The sequence below is a fragment of the Actinoplanes utahensis genome (assembly GCF_016862455.1).
GTDB classification, from domain to species: domain Bacteria; phylum Actinomycetota; class Actinomycetes; order Mycobacteriales; family Micromonosporaceae; genus Actinoplanes; species Actinoplanes utahensis.
In genome coordinates this window covers 1-16,943 of record NZ_BOMZ01000019.1, presented here as the reverse complement: position 1 = coordinate 16,943, position 16,943 = coordinate 1, and the positions used below count along the sequence as shown (strand labels likewise).

The window sequence follows — 16,943 nt, the reverse complement described above, 5'->3', positions numbered from 1 at the left end:
ACTGCCCGCCGAGCATTGTGCTCGGCGGGCAGTTTCGCCATTCCGGAAATGCACGGCATCGGCAGGCGAAAAGTGTGACGCCCGGCCGTTGTCGAACAACGGCCGGGCGTGTTGTGCGAGCCGGCCGGGAGAACCGGTGATCAGTTGTACGTGCCGCCCTGGTTGCCGCCAGGACCGCTCTGACCCGTTCCCTGCTGGCCCTGCGGGCCACGGGGTCCCTGCGGACCCTGCGGACCCTCGCCCCAACCGTCGTGCCCCGGAGCGCCGGGGCCGCCGTGGTTCGGGCCACCCGGCTGGCCGTATCCGGGAACGCCCGGACCGCCCTGCCCAACCGGGCCGGTGTTGCGCAGCACGGGCAGCGAGAGCGCCGCCGTGCGCGTCTGGGTGCGCGCCCGGAAGCCGCACTCGTCGTACGTGATGGTCGCCCACAGCCGCGTCACGCCCGGCCGCTGCTGGTACGGCGTGACGCGGACCCGGGTGAAGTCGGTGCGCCCCGGACGGAGCGAGTCGCCGCGGGAGAAGGTCGCCGACCGCCGGAAGCCGGGGTAGTCGACGCGGACCCGGTCACCGCGGACCTGGACCTCCGCGTCACAGACCGGCCGGTCGGTACGCCACTGGATGGTCACCCAGCTTCCGGTGTTCGCCCGCACCGACTGGAGCCAGTTCGACACCGGCTGCGGGCCGCGGGGGAACGCGGTGGCCGGGGCCGCGGTGACGGTGCTCGCCATCCCGAAAGCCGCCGTGGCCAAGGCGATGATCGCGCCGAGTCGCCGTGTCTTCTGCATTCGAATTCCTCCAGTGCCTGAGTCCGCCCGCCATATTCGGCGGGCTTCGACAAAACGGACAGTAGGCGGATTCCATGTGAAAGCAGATGTTTTCAGCAGCGTTTCGCCGTGAAAAAGATAATCCGGACAAAACGTTTAGATCGGCTCAACCGAAAAGATGATGTTGCCGAGGTCGGCTGAATTGCCCCGTAGCCGGGTAAAACACGGCGTCATGACATCGAACACGGCACCCGAGGACCTCGGAGCCCCGGTCTCCTACCTGGTCGTGGGCGACGGCACGGCCGTCTACGACCGATCCGGCGACCAGGTCGGCACCGTCGACCACGTGCTCTCCGACGAGCACACGAACGTCTTTCACGGCCTGCTGATCAAGACCGGGGACGGGCACCGGTTCGCGGCCGGCGACCAGGTGGACGGGCTGTTCGAGCGAGGCGTGATCGTCGCCGAGCCGGCCGGCCGGCTCGCCGTCCCGAGCGCCGACACGCCCACCGGCCTGACGGAGAGCCACTCCACCGGCCTGCGGCGCGCGTGGGAGTGGCTCATCCAGCCTCGGTAGGACCCGGGGTTCAGCGACCCCAGCGCAGCAGGCAGGCGCCCATCGACATGCCGCCGCCGAACCCGGCCAGCAGCACCAGCTGGCCGTCGCGCAGCGAGCCGTTGCGGTTCGCCTCGTCCAGGGTGACCGGGAGCGAGGCGCTGCCCACGTTGCCGTACCGGGGCAGGGTGAGGTGGGTGTGCGCGTTCTGGAAGCCGACCGCCTCCACCAGCTCCCGCAGCATGATGCCGTTGGCCTGGTGCGGGACGAAGTGGTCGACGTCCTCCGGCTTGAGCTCGTTGCGCAGCAGCAGCTCGTCGAGCGCCGGCGGCACCGCGGAGGCCACGAAGTCCCGTACCCCGCGGCCGTTCATCCGGAAGTAATGGTCACCGGCCTCGACCGTCTCCGGCGACGCCGGCAGCCGGCTGCCGCCGCCCTTGACGTAGATCAGGCCGTTGGCCTCGCCGCGGGACGACAGGTCGAGGTCGACGATGCCGTAGCCGTCGGGAACCCGCCCCACCACCGCGGCGCCGGCCCCATCGCCGAAGAGCACGGCGGTCCGCCGGTCGCCGAAGTCGAGGATCCGCGAGTAGATGTCCGAGGCGATCACCAGGACCCGCGCGTCCGGGTCGGTCCGGACCAGGCCGTTGGCCACGCCGAGAGCGAAGACGAATCCGGCGCAGACCGCGTTGACGTCGAAGCACGCGGCGCGGGTGGCACCGATCATGTCCTGAACCAGGTTGGACGTCGGCGGTTGCGGAGAGTCACCGGTGGACGTGGAGACGATGATGTAATCGATCTCGTCCGCGGTGACCCCGGCCCGCTCCAGCGCCGCCCGGGCGGCGTTCGCGGCGAGGTCCGACGCCGCCTCTTCGGGGGCCGCGAACCGGCGTGCCTCGATGAGGGTCTTGCGGGCGACCCATTCCGGGTCCGCGTCCGGCACGAGGGTACGAAGATCGACGTTCGTCACCACTCGCGCCGGAAGGTAGGAACCAGTTCCGAGAATCCCGACCGCCACTGCTACCCCCAGGTCCACCTGCAGTTTCTTGCCCTGCGAACCCTACTCACGCAGGGTGGTGACGTGCGGTTCGATCACCTGGCGGTTCGGTCGGCAAAGTGCGGACGGTCGGCTTACTGGGAGCGGTCCCGATAGGTCCAGGAGCCGTCGCCGAGGGTGGTCCGCCCGGCCCGGCCGGGCTGCGGGGGCTGCTGCTGACCGGCCGGCGCGCCGCCGAACGGAACGGCCTGCTGCTGCTGCGCGCGCTGCGCCGCCTCGGCCGCGTGCCGACTGTCGATACGTTGCCGTAGGTAATCGGCGGCGGCCCGGTCCTCCTCGGTGGGAGCGGACACCAGGGCGTACCCCATGCCGATGATCGCGAAGACGACCGCCACGCCGACCGGCACGAGCAGGCCGGAGGCGGTGGCGCCCTCGACCGAGCCGAAGGTGTTCTCCTCGGACGTCACCGACATCGCGAGCATGCCGGTGAAGTGCATGCCGTTGACCGCGACGCCCATCACCAGAGCGGACGCGAAGATCGCGATCGGCTTGCTGACCACCAGGGTGAGCCAGAGCGCGACGGTGGCCGCCACCACGGCGATGGCGATCGAGGCGGCGACCTCACGGCCGGAGTAGTGGATCTCGCCGCGCAGCTCCATCGCCGCCATGCCGGTGTAGTGCATGGCGCCGACGCCGAGACCGGCGAGGACGCCGCCGATCAGGATCCGGGCCTTCGACGCGGTCTTGCCGAGCAGTGCGATGGCCAGGCCCACACCGACCGAGGCCAGGGCGATGATCGCGCTGGCCGCGGTGAGGCCGATGTCGTAACGGATCGGCGTGCCCTCGACGTCGAAGCCGAGCATCGCCACGAAGTGCATGCTCCAGATGCCGGTTGCGCCGATGGCGACCGCGGCCAGGGTCAGCCACCAGAACCGTTCGCCGCCGGTCTTCGACGAGCGCAGCCGCACCGCGCTGGTGAGGCCGAGCAGTGACCCGAGCACCGAGAGGATGTAACTGACCGTGGGCGTCAGCGCCCCGTACTCAAAATGATGGATCTGCGCCATCTCGCGCCGTTCCTCTCGTTCGCGATTCCGCCGGGCTGCATCCTGCCCTCACCCCCGCCATGTGCGTGACTGATTGTGACGCACGTTGCGTTACGGCAGAACGTGCAGCGGATCTCGATTTGGATCATTCCAAACGTGAGACCCCGCGATTTCCCGCATGTTCAGCCACGTAAAGGCACAGAATGCCACACAGTGATCACATCGGAACAGTACGAACCAATATAACTTTGGGTAACGACGGCTCGGTTACCCGTTCAGCCCGCACGGGCCAGCAGGACCAGCGCATGCGCCCGCTGCGAGTGCAGGATCTGCACCGTGTCCTCGGTGCAGGTACCCGGTGTCTCGTCCATCACACACAGGGTTCCGACCACATGGCCCTCGGCGGAGTTGAGCGGCACGCTGGCGTACGAGCGCACCCCGCTCACCGCGAACAGCGGCGAAGCCGCGTACTCCTCGTCGGCCGAGCTGTCACCGATCAGCACCGGCACGTCCTCGGCCACCACGATGGTGTCCGGTGACCACTCCACCGGCACGCCGCCGGCCTCGCGCACCCAGCGTGGCATGCCGTGCGAGCCGGCCACCACCACGCTGTCGTTGAGCACCAGGGTGATCGCCGCGGTCGGCGCCCCGGTCAGCTCGGTGAGCCGCTCGGCGAACGAGTCCAGGGCCTCGGCGTGGGCCGGCCGGGTGAGGAAGTCGGAGACCGCGAGCAGGCGCTCCACGTCGACCAGCTGGGCGGCCGCGTCGGGGGGCGGGTGCTCGGCCGGCTCGCTGCCGTTCCGGGACGCGAGCAGCTCGTTGGCCGCCTCCACCACGTGCTTCGGGCGCACCGGCTTGGAGATCGTCACGTCGCACAGACCGCGGGCGGCGGCCGGCGCGGCGGCGGACAGCATGATCACCGGGATGTCCGCGGTGGCCGCCTCGCCGCGCAGCCGGGTGGCGACGTCCAGGCCGCTCATGCCGGGCATGTGGTGGTCCAGGATGACCAGGTCCGGGCCCGCCTCGGCGATCATGTCCAGAGCCGCCGGGCCGGTCGGCGCGGTCCGCACCGTGTGCCCGGCGTTGCTCAGCACCGTGTCCAGGAGCTGGGCGATGTCGGTGTCGTCCTCGGCCACCACGATCGACGCCATGCCTTGCACCCCCTCGAACCCGTACCCGAAGCGATCTCAACTTAACGCGGATCATCTTTGCCGGGGCCGTGAACAGGCCATACGGTGTGGCGATGCGGGAACGTCTGACCAACTGGGCCGGAAACGTCGTCTTCGGGACCGATCGGGTGCATCGTCCGGAATCCCTCGCCGAGCTGCGGGAGGTGGTCGCCGGCGCGGACCGCCTGCGGGTGCTCGGCAGCGGCCACTCGTTCAACCGGCTCGCCGACACCGACGGCGCCCTGATCTCGCTGGCCGGGCTGCCGCGGACCGTCGAGATCGCCGCCGACCGCGGTGCGGTGCGCGTCGACGGCGGCATCCGGTACGGCGAGCTGGCCGGCGTCCTCGCCGCCGAGGGCCTGGCCCTGCACAACATGGCCTCCCTGCCGCACATCTCGGTGGCCGGGGCGGTCGCCACCGCCACCCACGGTTCCGGGGTGCGGCACGGCAACCTGGCCACCGCGGTCTCCGGGCTGGAGATCCTCCGCGCCGACGGGTCGATCGCGGTGCTGGACCGGGCACATCCCGACTTCGCCGGCGCGGTGGCCGGGCTGGGCGCGCTGGGCGTCGTCGTGGCCCTCACTCTCGACGTGGTGCCCGCCTTCGAGCTGCGGCAGTACGTCTACGAGAACCTGCCCGGCAACGCCTTGGACGACCACCTCGACGAGATCCTGTCGGCCGGGTACAGCGTCAGCCTCTTCACCCGCTGGACCGGCGAGGACATCGACCAGGTGTGGCTCAAGCGGGCCGAGCCGCTGGCCGGCGATCTCTTCGGCGCGCGGCCCGCGGACGGTCCCCGGCACCCGGTGCCCGGCATGCCGGCGGAGAACTGCACCGAGCAGGGCGGCGTGTCCGGCCCGTGGCACGCCCGGCTGCCGCATTTCCGGATGGAGTTCACCCCGAGCAGCGGTGAGGAGCTGCAGTCGGAGTGGCACGTGCCGCGGGCCGCCGGCCGGGCCGCGCTCGCGGCGGTGGCCGGCCTGCGCGAACGGGTCGCGGCGGTCCTTCAGGTGTGCGAGATCCGGACGATCGCCGCCGACGACCTCTGGCTCAGCCCCAACCACGACCGGGACAGCCTGGCCCTGCACTTCACCTGGATCGCCGACACCGAGGCGGTCCTGCCGGTCGTCGCCGATCTGGAGGCGGTCCTCGGCCCGCTCGGCGCCCGCCCGCACTGGGGCAAGATCTTCACCGCCGAGCCGTCCGGGCTGCGTGCGGCGTACCCCCGGTTCGCCGATTTCGCCGCCCTGGTCGCCCGCTTCGACCCGAAGGGCGTCTTCCGCAATCCGTGGCTCGACGGCCTCCTCGGCTGACGCGACCGCCTGTGGCTTTCGGACCGTCCGGCCCGAAAGCCACAGGCGGCAGCCGGCCGGCGGGTCAGCAGCCGCAGGCGGCGCCGGCGCGGGCGCCGATGGGGGTGGTCAGCTCGTCGGCGGGGCGGGACCACTCCCCCTTGCCGTCGCTCACCGGGAAGCCCTCCCGGACCCAGTACTCGTACCCGCCGATCATCTCCTTCACCTCGTAGCCCAGGGTGGCGAAGGCGAGCGCGGCCTTGGTCGCCCCGTTGCAGCCGGGCCCCCAGCAGTAGGTGACGACCGCGCTGCCGGCCGGCACGAGCTCGGCGGCGCGGCCCGCGATCTCGCGAGTGGGCAGGTGGATCGCGCCCGCGATGCGACCTTGGTCCCACGATGCGACGTTGCGGGTGTCGACGAGCACGAAGCCGGCCTTGCCGGTGGCGAGCTCCTGCTGGACGTCGCTGACGTCGGTCTCGAAACGAAGCCGGTTGCTGAAGTGCTCGATGGCGCTGGTCATACGGGAGATCGTGCCGTTCCCCGAGACGCCGGCCCAGTGGCGCGAAGGCCATCCACCGCTAAGATTCCGCCATGCTGCACATCGGCCCACGCGGCCCGTCGGTCACCGCCCTGGCGTACGACGGGATGTCGGTCTTCGAGATGGGCATCGTCACCGAGGTGTTCGGCCTGCCCCGCCCCGAGTTCGACCGCCCCTGGTACGACCTCACCATCTGCGCCGAGACCCCCGGCCCGCTCCGGGTGGTCGGCGGCGCGTCCCTGTCCACCGAACACGGCCTGGACACGTTCGCCGCCGCCGAGACGCTGATCGTGCCAGGCGTGCCGGACGTCCGCGCCGACCCCTCCCCGGCACTGGTGGCCGCTTTGCGCGCGGCGCACGCCCGCGGCGCCCGCATCATGTCCATCTGCTCGGGAGCGTTCGCGCTGGCCGGCGCCGGCCTGCTGGACGGCCGCCGGGCCACCACCCACTGGCGGTACGCGGACCGGCTGCGCGAGCGGTACCCGTCGGTCGAGGTGGACGCCGACGTCCTCTACCTCGACGACGGTGACGTGCTGACCAGCGCGGGCAGCGCCGCCGGCCTGGATCTGTGCCTGCACGTGGTGCGCCGTGACCACGGCCCGGCGATCGCCAACGCGGTGGCGCGCCGCCTCGTCGTGCAGCCGCACCGGGACGGCGGGCAGGCCCAGTTCATCGAGGCACCGGTGGCCGACGATCCGGCCGACGACCGGCTGGCCCGCAGCATGGAGTGGGCGCTCGGCAACCTGACCGCGCCGATCACGGTGGAGGTGCTGGCGCGGCGGGCGCACATGTCGTCGCGCACCTATCTGCGGCATTTCGCCCGAGCCACCGGCACCACGCCGATCCGCTGGCTGATCAACCAGCGGGTGAACGCGAGCCTCGCCCTGCTGGAGACGACCGGGTCGCCGATCGAGGAGGTGGCGGCGGCGGTCGGTTTCGAGTCGGTGGTCACCTTCCGGCACCACTTCACCCAGATCGTCCGCACCTCCCCGTCGGCCTACCGCCGCGCCTTCACCACCACCGCCGGCTGAGTCCGGCCGTCATACGCGCCCGGACTCGACACACTGGAAGCCGCCGGGCTGCACCGTCACCGGGTCGGAGCCGGGCAGCGCCACGGTCCCCGGCACGTCGCCGTGGTTGAAGAGGAAGAGCAGGTCGCCGCGACGGACCGCGGTGAGGTGCGGCGGCAGTCCGGGCAGCACCGGCGTCACCCCGGCCTCGGCGGCGACCCGGTCCAGGATCCGGCCCAGCGCGTCGTCGTCCAGGCCGGGCGAGACGTACCAGGCGGTTCCGGCGCCATGCCGGTTGCGGGTGATCGCCGGGGCGCCGGCCAGCACGTCCCCGGCGTAGCGGACCAGGGTCTCGGCGCCGGCTGTCTCGACCCGCTCGCTCCAGCGGATCCCCCGGTCGCCGTTGTCCAGCGCGATGGGCGTACCGCCGGCCAGGGGCCGCCACTCGACCACCCGCAGGCCGAGGACGTCGCGGAAGGCCCCGGGATATCCGCCGAGGCGGATCCGGCCGGCCGGGTCGGCGATGCCGCTGAGGTGATCGACCACCAGATGCCCGCCGCTCGCGACGAAGTCGCGCAGCGCCGCCGCGGCCTCGTCGGAGACCAGGAACAGGTGCGGAAGGACCACCATGTCGTACGCCGTGAGCCGCTCCCGCAGATCGTCCATCCCGGGGAACACGAAGTCGACCGCCAGCCCCGACCGGTGCAGCACCCGGTGCGCCTGCTGCACCGCCGTCAGGTAGTCGATCTCCGCGGACGGCAGTCCGCCGCCCTGCAGCGCCCACCACGACGGCGCGTCCCAGGCCACCGCCACCCGGGCCGCCGGCGGCTCCTCGGGAAGCCGCGGGGCCAGCGCCTTCAGCGTGCGGCCGAGGCCGACCGCCTCCCGGAAGACCGGGCTGTCCGGCCCGGCGTGCGGCACCAGCGCCGAGTGGAACAGTTCGGCCCCGCCGCGCGGCTGCCGCCACTGGAAGTACATCGCGCCGCGTGAGCCCCGGGCCACGTAGTCGAGGCTGTTGCGGGTGAGCTGCCCCGGCTCCTTGGCGTGCATCCGGCCGGGCGTGTAGATCAGGTTCGGCGCGGTCTCCATCAGCAGCCACGAGCCCCGGCCCCAGCCGCGCGCCAGATCGCCGCCGAACGCGGTCTCCGCGTCGGCGCCGGCGCCGGTCGCGGCCGGGTAGTGGTCGACCGCGACGATGTCGACCTCCCCGGCCCACCGCGCGTGGTCCACGCTGACCCAGCCGCCCTGCACGAAGTTGGTGGTGATCGGCACGTCCGGGTTGGCGGCGCGGAGCAGGTCCCGCTGCTCGATGAAGCCGCCGAGCAGCTCGTCGGAGAGGAACCGGCGGAAGTCCAGGACGTGCGCCGGGTTCGGCAGGTACTGGGTGGCGCGCGGCGGCATGATCTGCGCCCAGTCCGAGTAGCGCTGGCTCCAGAACGACGTGGTCCACACCTCGTTCAGCACGTCCAGGTCGCCGTGCTTCTTCTCCAGCCAGCTGCGGAACGCGGCGGCGGTGACGTCACAGCGGCAGTCGGTCCCGTACTCGTTGTGCACGTGCCACATCGTCAGCGCAGGGTGGTGGGCGTAGCGTTCGGCCAGCTCGGCGACGATGTTGCGGGCGGCGGCGCGATAGGCGGGGGCGGAGACGCAATAGGTGTCCCGGCTACCGTGCGTGAGCCGGACCCCGTCGGCGGTGACCGGCATCGCCCCCGGGTGGGCGAGGGTGAACCAGGGCGGCGGCGACGCGGTCGGGGTGGCGAGCGCGACTCCGATGCCGGCGTCGTGCAGCCGGCCGAGCACCCGGTCCAGCCAGCCGAACTCGTACCGCCCCGGCTCGGGCTCCAGATCGGACCAGGAGAAGACGCCGACGGTGGCGATGTTGACGCCGGCCCGCCGCATCAGCGCGACGTCCTCTTCCACCACGTCCGCCGGCCACTGCTCCGGGTTGTAGTCGCCACCGAAGTAGATCATCCGCGTACCCACCCTTGACATTTAGTTTGACCGCTAAACAAAGTATGAGCTGTGCAGAGCAACGTCAATCCGTCCTTCCGTGACGACCAGACCGCCGAGGACTGGGAGCACGCGCTGATCAGCGGCAACGGCCGGCAGGGCGCCCTCTGCCACGGCTCGCCGGCGGCGCTGCGGTTCACCCTCGCCCACGAGGACCTGTTCCAGCCGGTCACCGAGCCGCTTCCGGCGCCGCACACGGCCCCGGCGCTGCCGCGCCTGCGCGAGCTCCTCGACGCCGACCGGTTCCGCGACGCGGCTCGCGCGGTGTGCGACCTCGCCGTCGACGAGCATCCGGGGTACGGGGAAACACGCTGGATAGATCCGCTGATCGGCGCCGGAACGCTGACTTTCACCCCGGCGTCCCCGGGCGACGGCTATCTGCGTGGCACCGACTTCGCCACCGGTGTGGTCCGGCAGACGTGGAATCCGGCTGGTTCTCCGGACTGTCTCACGCCCGCCGAGACAGCCCGGAGAACCAGCCGGGGGGTCGTGGTCGACGCGTTCGTGTCCCGGCCGGACGACGCGCTGATCATCCGGATCACCGGGACGGACGGAACGGTCGGTCTCGCGCCGATCGACGGCACCCCGGAGCGCCCGATCGACTTCACCCTCGACCGCCTCGGCGACGACCTGGTCCTCACCGGCCGCTTCACCCCCTTCCCGCGTGTCGACTTAGGCCGTCGTACCGACCCCCACTCACCACGCGGAGCCGGAGAGGGGTGGACCGTGGCGGTGCGCGTACGGCGTACGCAAGAAGGGGTCTTGATCGTCGCTCGAACCGTGACCGGAACGCGGACGCCCGCCGCAGCCCTCGCCGCCCTGCCCACCGGAAGCTTCGACGAATTGCTGGCCAGGCACGCGCCCACCCACCGCGACCTCTACGAACGGGTCCATCTCGACCTCTGCGGCGGGTTCGCGCAGCGGCTCTTCGACGCCGGCCGGTACGCGATCATCAGCAGCACCGGCACCCGCCCGCCGACCCTGCAGGGAGTGTGGAGCGGCACGTACTCGCCGCCGTGGCGCAGCGGCTGGACCATCGACGGGAATCTGCAGGCGGCGCTGCTCGCCGTGCACTCCACCGGCACACCCGAGCTGATGCCGCCACTGTTCGACCTGCTCGACGACCTGACCGGCGACTTCCGGGAGAACGCCCGCCGCCTCTATGGCGTGCCCGGCCTCTTCGCGCCCGCACATCTCGGCACGCACGGCAGGCAGAACCACTTCGGCCCGATCTGGTGCCTGACGTTCTGGACCGCGGGCGCGGCCTGGCTGGCCCGCCTCTACCTGGAGCACTGGCAGCACACCGGCGACCTTTCCTTCCTGCGCGAACGCGCGTGGCCGTTCCTGCGCGAGACCGCCGCCTTCCATCTGGGCTTCACCGAGATCGTCGACGGCCGGGTCCGGTTCAGCCCGTCCTACTCCCCCGAGAACGACCCCGGTCACAGCGGCGACCAGGCCACCGTCGACGCCACCCTGGACGTGCAGGCGGTCGGCGCCCTGCTGCGCGGGCTCCTCGACATCACGGAGATCCTCGGGGTGACCGATCCTGATCAGGAGAGGTGGCGAGCGTCGCTGGCGGCGCTGCCGCCGTACCGGATCAACGACGCCGGGGAGCTCGCCGAATGGATCGACAGCCGGTTCCCGGACAACCACGAGCACCGGCACTGCAGCCACCTGTACCCGTTCTACTACGGCGGCGACCCGGCGTTCGACGCCGACCCGGCGCTGCGCGCGGCGGCGGTGCGGGCGGTGCGATCCCGGTTGCGGTGGTGGCTGAGCGAGGCCTCCGACGAGATGGGGTACGGCCTCGCCCTGCTCGGCGTCGCCGCGGCGCATCTGGGGCTGGCCGAGGAGGCGTACGCGGCCCTGACCCGCATCGCCGACGCCTACTGGCGCCCCAACCTGGTACCCACCCACAACCGCGACCACATGTTCAACGTGGACCTGGCCGGCGGTTTCCCCGCCCTGGTCGTCGCCATGATCCTGCGCAGCCGCGACGTCGGCCCGGACGGCACGGCCCGCATCGACCTGCTGCCCGCCCTGCCCGCGGCCTGGCCCACCGGCAGCGTCCGCGGCCTGGTCGCCCGTGGCCCCGTCACCGTCGACCTGACCTGGACGGCGGATTCGTTCCGGGCGGTGCTGGTCTCCGCGACCGACCGGACGGCCGAGATCAGCCATCCGTGGGGCGCCGCGACGGTACACCTGGCCGCGGCAGTGCCGACGATCCTCACCGAAACAGGTACGCAACGGCACCGGGTCGGCGCCTAGCGGGCGCGGGTGACTTGCGCTCCGCGCCGCTGGTCTGACTCCGTTCCGCGCTGCCGTCCCCTCCCCGGGGACGGCAGCGCGGACGATCAGCCCTTGACGGCGCCGATGATCACGCCCTTGGTGAAGTGACGCTGGATGAACGGGTAGATGATCAGGGCGGGCACGATGGTGACCACCACGACGGCCATCTTGATCGCCAGGCTCGGCGGCACCGACGAACCCAGACCCGGGATCGCGACGGCCGCGCCCGAGGTGGCCGGGGACTGGCCGGCCAGGATGAACTGCTGGAGCACCCGCTGGACCGGCTGCAGGTCGCTGCGGTCGATGTAGAGGATCGCGTTGAAGAACGCGTTCCAGTACCCGACCGCGTAGAACAGGCCGACCACCGCGGTCACCGCCTTGGACAACGGCAGCACGATCCGGGTGAGGATGCGCAGCTCACCGGCGCCGTCGATGCGCGCGCTGTCGTACAGTTCGCCGGGGATGCTCATGAAGAACGCCCGGAGCACGACCAGGTTGAACGCGCTGATCGCGGTCGGCAGGATCAGCGAGAGCAGGTTGTCCTTCAGACCCAGGCCGGTGACCACCAGGTAGCTGGGGATCATGCCGGGGTAGATCAGGAACGTGAGCAGGAAGTAGAACAGGATCCCGCGGTGCCCCAGGGTGCCGGGCCGGGAGAGGCCGTACGCCGCCAGCACCGTGACGATCAGGCTGAGCGCCGTGCCGGCGACCGTGACGATGGTGCTCACCAGGATCGCGTCGGTCACCTGCCCGCCCGAGAAGATCACCACGTACGCGGACGGGTTGAACTCCCGCGGGATGAAGACGTAGCCACCCGCCTCGTTGATCGTCTTCTCGGACGAGAGGCTGGTGACCGCGACCGTCCAGAGTGGCACCAGCACGGCCAGCACCACCACGGTGAGGATCGCGCCCTTGCCGAACTGGCCGATCAGCGTGGGTTTCTCCTCCCACACCGGGCGGAGCGAGTTGCGGCGGGGCCGGATTACCGTGTCTGCGCTCATGACTTCCTGTAGATCCCTTGCTCGCCGAACCGGTGTGCCAGCTTGTTCGCGCCCACGATCAGCAGGAGTCCGATCACCGCCTTGAACAGGCCGGCGGCCGCGCCGATACCCCATTGCTGAACCGCGATGCCCTGGTAGTAGACGTAGGTGTCGACCACCTCCGCCGCTTCCCTCCCGACCATCTCGCGTTGCAGCACGAACTGCTCGAAGCCGACGTTCAGCGCGTCACCGAGCCGCAGGATGAGCAGCAGGATGATCACCGACCGCAGGCCCGGCAGGGTGACGTGCCACATCCGCCGCCACCGGCCGGCCCCGTCTGCGGCGGCCGCCTCGTACAGCGCGGGGTCGATGGCCGCGAGCGCCGCCAGGAAGACGATCATGCCCCAGCCGGCGTCCTTCCAGAGCGCCTGCGAGGTGATCAGGAACATGAAGGTGTCCGGGTCGGTCATCATGTCCGGCGGCGTGTACCCGGCCTGCCGCAACGTCTGCGCGAGCAGGCCGGCCCCGCCGATCATCATCTGGAACAGTGAGACCACCAGCACCCAGCTGAAGAAGTGCGGCAGGTAGACCACGCTCTGCACCAGGGACCGGATCCGCGGCGACAGGATGCTGTTCAGCAGGATGGCCAGGAAGATCGGGATCGGGAAATAGAACACCAGCTGGAACGCGGTGATCGACAGGGTGTTGACCACCGAGTCCCAGAACGCCGCGTTCTTGAACAGGTACTCGAAGTTCCCGAACCCGATCCACTCGCTGTACAGGAACGCTTCCAGCGGGTCGTCCCCGACGAACGGGTTGTAGTCCTGGAAGGCGATGATGTTGCCGAGCGCCGGGACGTAGTGGAAGACCAGCAGCAACAGCATCGCCGGCAGGCACATCAGCAGCAGCGGCCAGTCCCGCCGCAGCCGCTTCCCGAAGGACAGCTGCTGCCGCGAGACGACCTTGACCTTCTTCTTCGCCTTCTTCACCACAGTCTCCTGCGGCTCAGAGACTAACGACGGCGCGCCCATGCCAGCCGTTTCGCTCGCAAGCTCGCTCATCGCCCGTTGTCAGCCAGAACCTTGGCATAGAAGTCACGGGCCGCGTCGCCGCCGCCGGCCTTCCAGTCCGACACGATCTTGTCGAACTCGCTGATCGGGGTCCGGCCGCGCAGGATGTCGGTGACCTTGTCCTGGGTCGGCTGCTCGATCGCCGCCTGCTGGCTCGGCGTCTCCACCTTGATGCCGTCCCACGGGTTCTTCTCGAGGTACTGCGTCGCGTCGTTGCCCCAGGTCACGAAGTCCTTGGCGTAGGTCGGGATGTCCGGGCCGCCGACCACCACCGGCGGGCGCCCGCCGAGGAAGACGTACTGGTTCGCGAACTCCTTGACGAACAGGTCGTTGGTGACCGGCGCGCCGCTGGCGTCCCGCTTGAAGTGGGTGCCCTCGACGCCGTAGTTCTGCAGCTCCCACTCCTTGGAGCCGATCGGCGCCGCGGTGTAGTTGAGCACCCGGAGCAGCTCCTGGGTCCGCTCCTGGCCGAGGCCCTTCTTGATGAACGTCCAGATGATCGCGGACCGGCTCTGCCAGCGGACCGGGGCCTGCCCCTTGTCGGCGCCGAAGACCTTGACGGCCTGCATGTTGAACTTCGGGTTGGTCTGCACGGCCGGGCGCCACGTCTCCTTCCAGGAGCCACCCCCCGTCGCGTACATGAAGATCTTGCCGCCCTTGAAGAGGGTCATGACGTCGCCGCCCTCGCTGCCGGCCAGATCGGGGTGGATCAGCTTCTCGGCGTAGAGCTTGGTCATGAACTCGAGCGCCCGCTTGAACTCCGGGATCTCGTAGCGGTGCACGACCTTGCCGTCGGCCTGCTTGATCCAGCCGTTCTCCGAGCCGCCGGCGCCGCAGATCTGCTGCACCTCGAGCCAGATGTCACCGAAGGCCCACTCGCCCTTGGCCGGGTTGGTGAACTTCTTGCCGAAGTCGTAGAGCTCGTCCAGCGTGGTCGGCGCCGCGATGCCGCGCTCGTCGGCGACGTCCTTGCGGTAGAACAACACCGAGGGGTACGGCGCGTCGGTCGGGAACGGGACGGCCATCAGCTTGCCGCCCCACACCGAGTCCTGCCAGGCCTTGGTATCCAGACCGGCGAGCAGCGGGTACGCGTTGACCTTGTCACCGGCCAGATGCGGTGTCAGGTCCTCGAAGAGCACCTGCACGCCCTCGGAGAACCGGGCCAACTTGTTGATCTCCCAGCCCGGGATGCAGGTCAGCTCCGGCACGTCCCGCGCGGCGAGCAGGGTGTTCAGCTTGTCGCCGTAGGTGTTGCCGTCCTGGATGCTGAAATTGATCACCGCGCCCATGTCGGCGTTGACGGCCTCGTTCAGCTTGTTCGCGGCCGGCGGCGCCGGGCCCCACCACGGGGTGGTCGCGGTGATCGGCTTGCCGCTCGGGGACGCCTTCTCGGTGATCGCGTCGACGAGTGACTTCGGGTAGTTCACATAGCCGTCCGCCATCGGCCGGATGCCCTTGACATCCGGCGGCAGCAGCGTGGAGTCCTTGAACGTGGGGACCACACCGGCGGCCTGCTCGGCGGTGGTCGCCGCACCCTTGGCGCCCGGCTCCTTGCTGCAGCCCGCCAGCGTTCCGCCGCTGGCCAGCGAGACCGCGCCGAGTCCGACCAGCCCGAGGAAGTTCCGCCTGTTCGTCGACGCGCCCGGAAGCGTATTCCCCACGGCGCACCACCTTCCGTTATGGGTTTAGTTTGGTTAGCGTCTAAACTAAGTACATCGAAGACAAGCTAACCGAAGCGGTGACGACCCGACAAGAACCAAATGGGAGCGCACCCAGCGGCGGGCGCCGATCGCAGGAGACGACGAACCGCGGTGATGCGGCAAAATGACCAGGCGGACAGCAGCGCGCCCGGCCGAGAGCGGAGCTTGATGTGAAGACCACCCGGGCCGACCCACAACCGGCCGACTTCACCGACGTTCGCGCCACGAACCTGGCGGTCGTGCTGCGCCATCTGCGCGCCAACGGGCCCAGCTCACGTGCCTCGATCGCCGCGTCGACAGGCCTCAACAAGGCCACCGTCTCCAGCCTGACCGGCCATCTGATCGAACAGCGGCTGCTGCGCGAGACCGGCCTCAGCGGCAACCGGATCGGGCGGCCCGGGACCGCGCTGGCCCTCGACGGTTCGGCGTACGCCGCGATCGGCCTTCAGGTCGCGGCCGACCGGCTCACCGCCCTCGCCCTCGACTTCGCCGGCGACCAACTGCTGCTGTGGCACCGGGCACTCGCCCTGCCCGGCGACCCCGCCGGCGCGGCCGGACGCTCGGTCAGCGCCATCGCCGCGCTGGCTCAACGCGCCGCGAGCCGGGTCCGCCAGCAGGGCCGGCAGGTCCTCGGCATCACCGTGGCCGTGCCCGGCCTGGTCGAGGAGGGCGGCACCGTCCGGCTGTCCCCACCGCTCGGCTGGTCCGACCTGGATCTCCGCGGCCTGCTCTCCGGATCGCTGCGCCAGCCCGACCTCGACATCGCGGTCGCCAACCAGGCCAGCCTCGCCGCCCTCGCCGAACTCCGGCACAACGGCGACCCGCGGCTCGACCTCACCTACGTCAGCGGCGCGTCCGGCGTCGAGGCGGGCATCGTCGCCGACGGCCGGCTGCTGCACGGCGCGCGCGGCTTCACCGGCCAGATCGGCCGGTTCACCCTCGGCCCAGCCGGCGCCCCCACCCTCGCCGACCTGGCCGGGATCGAACCGCTGGTCCGCCGGGCGCTGCCCGGATCCGACCCGGAGTCCCACACCGACCTGGCGCCCGCGGTCGAAGAGGTGGCGATCCGCGCCCGGACCGGCGATCCGGCGACGCTGGCCGCGCTCCGGGACACCGGCGGCCACCTCGGGCAGGGCCTGGCGCTCCTGGCCAACCTGGTCAACCCCGAGATCATCGTGCTCGGCGACCACTACGCCGCGCTCGCCGAGTGGATCCTCCCGGCGGCCGAGGCGGAGCTGGCCCGCAACACCCTGGCGCCCGCCGCCGGTGGGGCACGGCTGACGACATCGGCACTGGGGCTGCACGCGGCCGCCCTGGGCGGCGCGGTCTCCCACCTGGATCGCATCGACACCGGCTCACTGCCGGCGCGAGGATGACTCCTTCACGGACGGTCCCGCTCGAGGATGGTTCCTCCTCGGGTATCCCGTTCGGCGACGCGTCCCGGGGCCTCCCGCTCAGGGACACCTCCCGGGCCGGTCCCGCTCAGGGACACCTCCCGGGGCGGTCCCGCTCAGGAGCGCCTCCC

General features: G+C 70.8%; 14 protein-coding genes. 5 read left to right on the top strand and 9 right to left on the bottom strand.

Going from position 1 to position 16,943, the window contains the following annotated elements; all coding sequences use genetic code 11:
• Nucleotides 1-140 precede the first annotated feature (140 nt).
• A complete protein-coding gene (locus tag Aut01nite_RS06250) occupies nt 141-785 on the bottom strand; it encodes a hypothetical protein (protein WP_043530402.1) in 645 nt (214 codons plus the stop codon).
• A gap of 211 nt (nt 786-996) precedes the next feature.
• Here Aut01nite_RS06250 and Aut01nite_RS06245 point away from each other — a divergent pair, with 211 nt between their 5' ends.
• Nucleotides 997-1,341 (top strand): PRC-barrel domain-containing protein, encoded by a 345-nt coding sequence (locus Aut01nite_RS06245; protein ID WP_043530404.1) that lies wholly within the window; start codon nt 997-999, stop codon nt 1,339-1,341.
• Nucleotides 1,342-1,351: 10 nt separating this feature from the next.
• Here the strand turns inward: Aut01nite_RS06245 and Aut01nite_RS06240 are convergent, their stop codons facing one another.
• The 3 genes from Aut01nite_RS06240 to Aut01nite_RS06230 all read right to left on the bottom strand — a co-directional run bounded on the left by Aut01nite_RS06240 (nt 1,352) and on the right by Aut01nite_RS06230 (nt 4,511).
• Nucleotides 1,352-2,338: a 3-oxoacyl-ACP synthase III family protein gene (locus Aut01nite_RS06240; RefSeq protein WP_043530405.1), complete on the bottom strand. Its 987-nt coding sequence runs from the start codon at nt 2,336-2,338 to the stop codon at nt 1,352-1,354.
• A gap of 113 nt (nt 2,339-2,451) precedes the next feature.
• Nucleotides 2,452-3,381 carry an MHYT domain-containing protein gene (locus Aut01nite_RS06235; RefSeq protein WP_043530407.1) on the bottom strand — a complete coding sequence of 310 codons (930 nt, stop codon included), beginning with the start codon at nt 3,379-3,381 and terminating at the stop codon, nt 2,452-2,454.
• A 254-nt stretch (nt 3,382-3,635) separates the two neighbouring features.
• Nucleotides 3,636-4,511, bottom strand: a complete 876-nt coding sequence (locus tag Aut01nite_RS06230; protein WP_043530409.1) for a response regulator — start codon at nt 4,509-4,511, stop codon at nt 3,636-3,638.
• 92 nt (nt 4,512-4,603) lie between these two features.
• Between Aut01nite_RS06230 and Aut01nite_RS06225 the strand changes: the two genes are divergently transcribed.
• Nucleotides 4,604-5,842 (top strand): D-arabinono-1,4-lactone oxidase, encoded by a 1,239-nt coding sequence (locus Aut01nite_RS06225; RefSeq protein WP_043530424.1) that lies wholly within the window; start codon nt 4,604-4,606, stop codon nt 5,840-5,842.
• Between the two features lie 64 nt (nt 5,843-5,906).
• Here Aut01nite_RS06225 and Aut01nite_RS06220 read toward each other — a convergent pair whose 3' ends face one another.
• Nucleotides 5,907-6,341, bottom strand: a complete 435-nt coding sequence (locus tag Aut01nite_RS06220) for a rhodanese-like domain-containing protein (protein WP_052164340.1) — start codon at nt 6,339-6,341, stop codon at nt 5,907-5,909.
• Nucleotides 6,342-6,412: 71 nt separating this feature from the next.
• Here Aut01nite_RS06220 and ftrA point away from each other — a divergent pair, with 71 nt between their 5' ends.
• Nucleotides 6,413-7,390, top strand: coding sequence for a transcriptional regulator FtrA (gene ftrA / locus Aut01nite_RS06215; protein WP_043530411.1), 978 nt, complete (start codon nt 6,413-6,415; stop codon nt 7,388-7,390).
• Between the two features lie 9 nt (nt 7,391-7,399).
• Here ftrA and Aut01nite_RS06210 read toward each other — a convergent pair whose 3' ends face one another.
• On the bottom strand, nt 7,400-9,340 hold the full coding sequence (locus tag Aut01nite_RS06210; protein WP_152628989.1) for a beta-galactosidase: 1,941 nt from the start codon (nt 9,338-9,340) through the stop codon (nt 7,400-7,402).
• 51 nt (nt 9,341-9,391) lie between these two features.
• Here Aut01nite_RS06210 and Aut01nite_RS06205 point away from each other — a divergent pair, with 51 nt between their 5' ends.
• Nucleotides 9,392-11,647 carry a glycosyl hydrolase family 95 catalytic domain-containing protein gene (locus Aut01nite_RS06205; protein WP_052164341.1) on the top strand — a complete coding sequence of 752 codons (2,256 nt, stop codon included), beginning with the start codon at nt 9,392-9,394 and terminating at the stop codon, nt 11,645-11,647.
• A gap of 86 nt (nt 11,648-11,733) precedes the next feature.
• Here Aut01nite_RS06205 and Aut01nite_RS06200 read toward each other — a convergent pair whose 3' ends face one another.
• From Aut01nite_RS06200 to Aut01nite_RS06190, 3 genes are all read right to left on the bottom strand, one after another.
• Nucleotides 11,734-12,669, bottom strand: coding sequence for a carbohydrate ABC transporter permease (locus Aut01nite_RS06200; protein WP_052164342.1), 936 nt, complete (start codon nt 12,667-12,669; stop codon nt 11,734-11,736).
• Complete coding sequence (locus Aut01nite_RS06195; RefSeq protein ID WP_236643055.1) at nt 12,666-13,547, bottom strand: ABC transporter permease; 882 nt, start codon at nt 13,545-13,547, stop codon at nt 12,666-12,668. The genes Aut01nite_RS06200 and Aut01nite_RS06195 overlap by 4 nt, the downstream gene beginning before the upstream one ends.
• A gap of 158 nt (nt 13,548-13,705) precedes the next feature.
• Nucleotides 13,706-15,379: an extracellular solute-binding protein gene (locus Aut01nite_RS06190; protein ID WP_043530418.1), complete on the bottom strand. Its 1,674-nt coding sequence runs from the start codon at nt 15,377-15,379 to the stop codon at nt 13,706-13,708.
• 209 nt (nt 15,380-15,588) lie between these two features.
• Between Aut01nite_RS06190 and Aut01nite_RS06185 the strand changes: the two genes are divergently transcribed.
• Entirely contained in the window at nt 15,589-16,794 is a 1,206-nt protein-coding gene (locus Aut01nite_RS06185; protein WP_043530420.1) for an ROK family protein, read from the top strand.
• The last annotated feature ends 149 nt before the right edge of the window (nt 16,795-16,943 follow it).

Coding starts and splice junctions, on each gene's coding strand:
- Aut01nite_RS06200 (WP_052164342.1), bottom strand. CDS start 12,669: ATGAGCGCAGACACGGTAATCCGGCCCCGCCGCAACTCGCTCCGCCCG.
- Aut01nite_RS06225 (WP_043530424.1), top strand. CDS start 4,604: ATGCGGGAACGTCTGACCAACTGGGCCGGAAACGTCGTCTTCGGGACC.
- Aut01nite_RS06250 (WP_043530402.1), bottom strand. CDS start 785: ATGCAGAAGACACGGCGACTCGGCGCGATCATCGCCTTGGCCACGGCG.
- ftrA (WP_043530411.1), top strand. CDS start 6,413: ATGCTGCACATCGGCCCACGCGGCCCGTCGGTCACCGCCCTGGCGTAC.
- Aut01nite_RS06245 (WP_043530404.1), top strand. CDS start 997: ATGACATCGAACACGGCACCCGAGGACCTCGGAGCCCCGGTCTCCTAC.
- Aut01nite_RS06210 (WP_152628989.1), bottom strand. CDS start 9,340: ATGATCTACTTCGGTGGCGACTACAACCCGGAGCAGTGGCCGGCGGAC.
- Aut01nite_RS06235 (WP_043530407.1), bottom strand. CDS start 3,381: ATGGCGCAGATCCATCATTTTGAGTACGGGGCGCTGACGCCCACGGTC.
- Aut01nite_RS06230 (WP_043530409.1), bottom strand. CDS start 4,511: ATGGCGTCGATCGTGGTGGCCGAGGACGACACCGACATCGCCCAGCTC.
- Aut01nite_RS06220 (WP_052164340.1), bottom strand. CDS start 6,341: ATGACCAGCGCCATCGAGCACTTCAGCAACCGGCTTCGTTTCGAGACC.
- Aut01nite_RS06195 (WP_236643055.1), bottom strand. CDS start 13,547: ATGTGCCTGCCGGCGATGCTGTTGCTGCTGGTCTTCCACTACGTCCCG.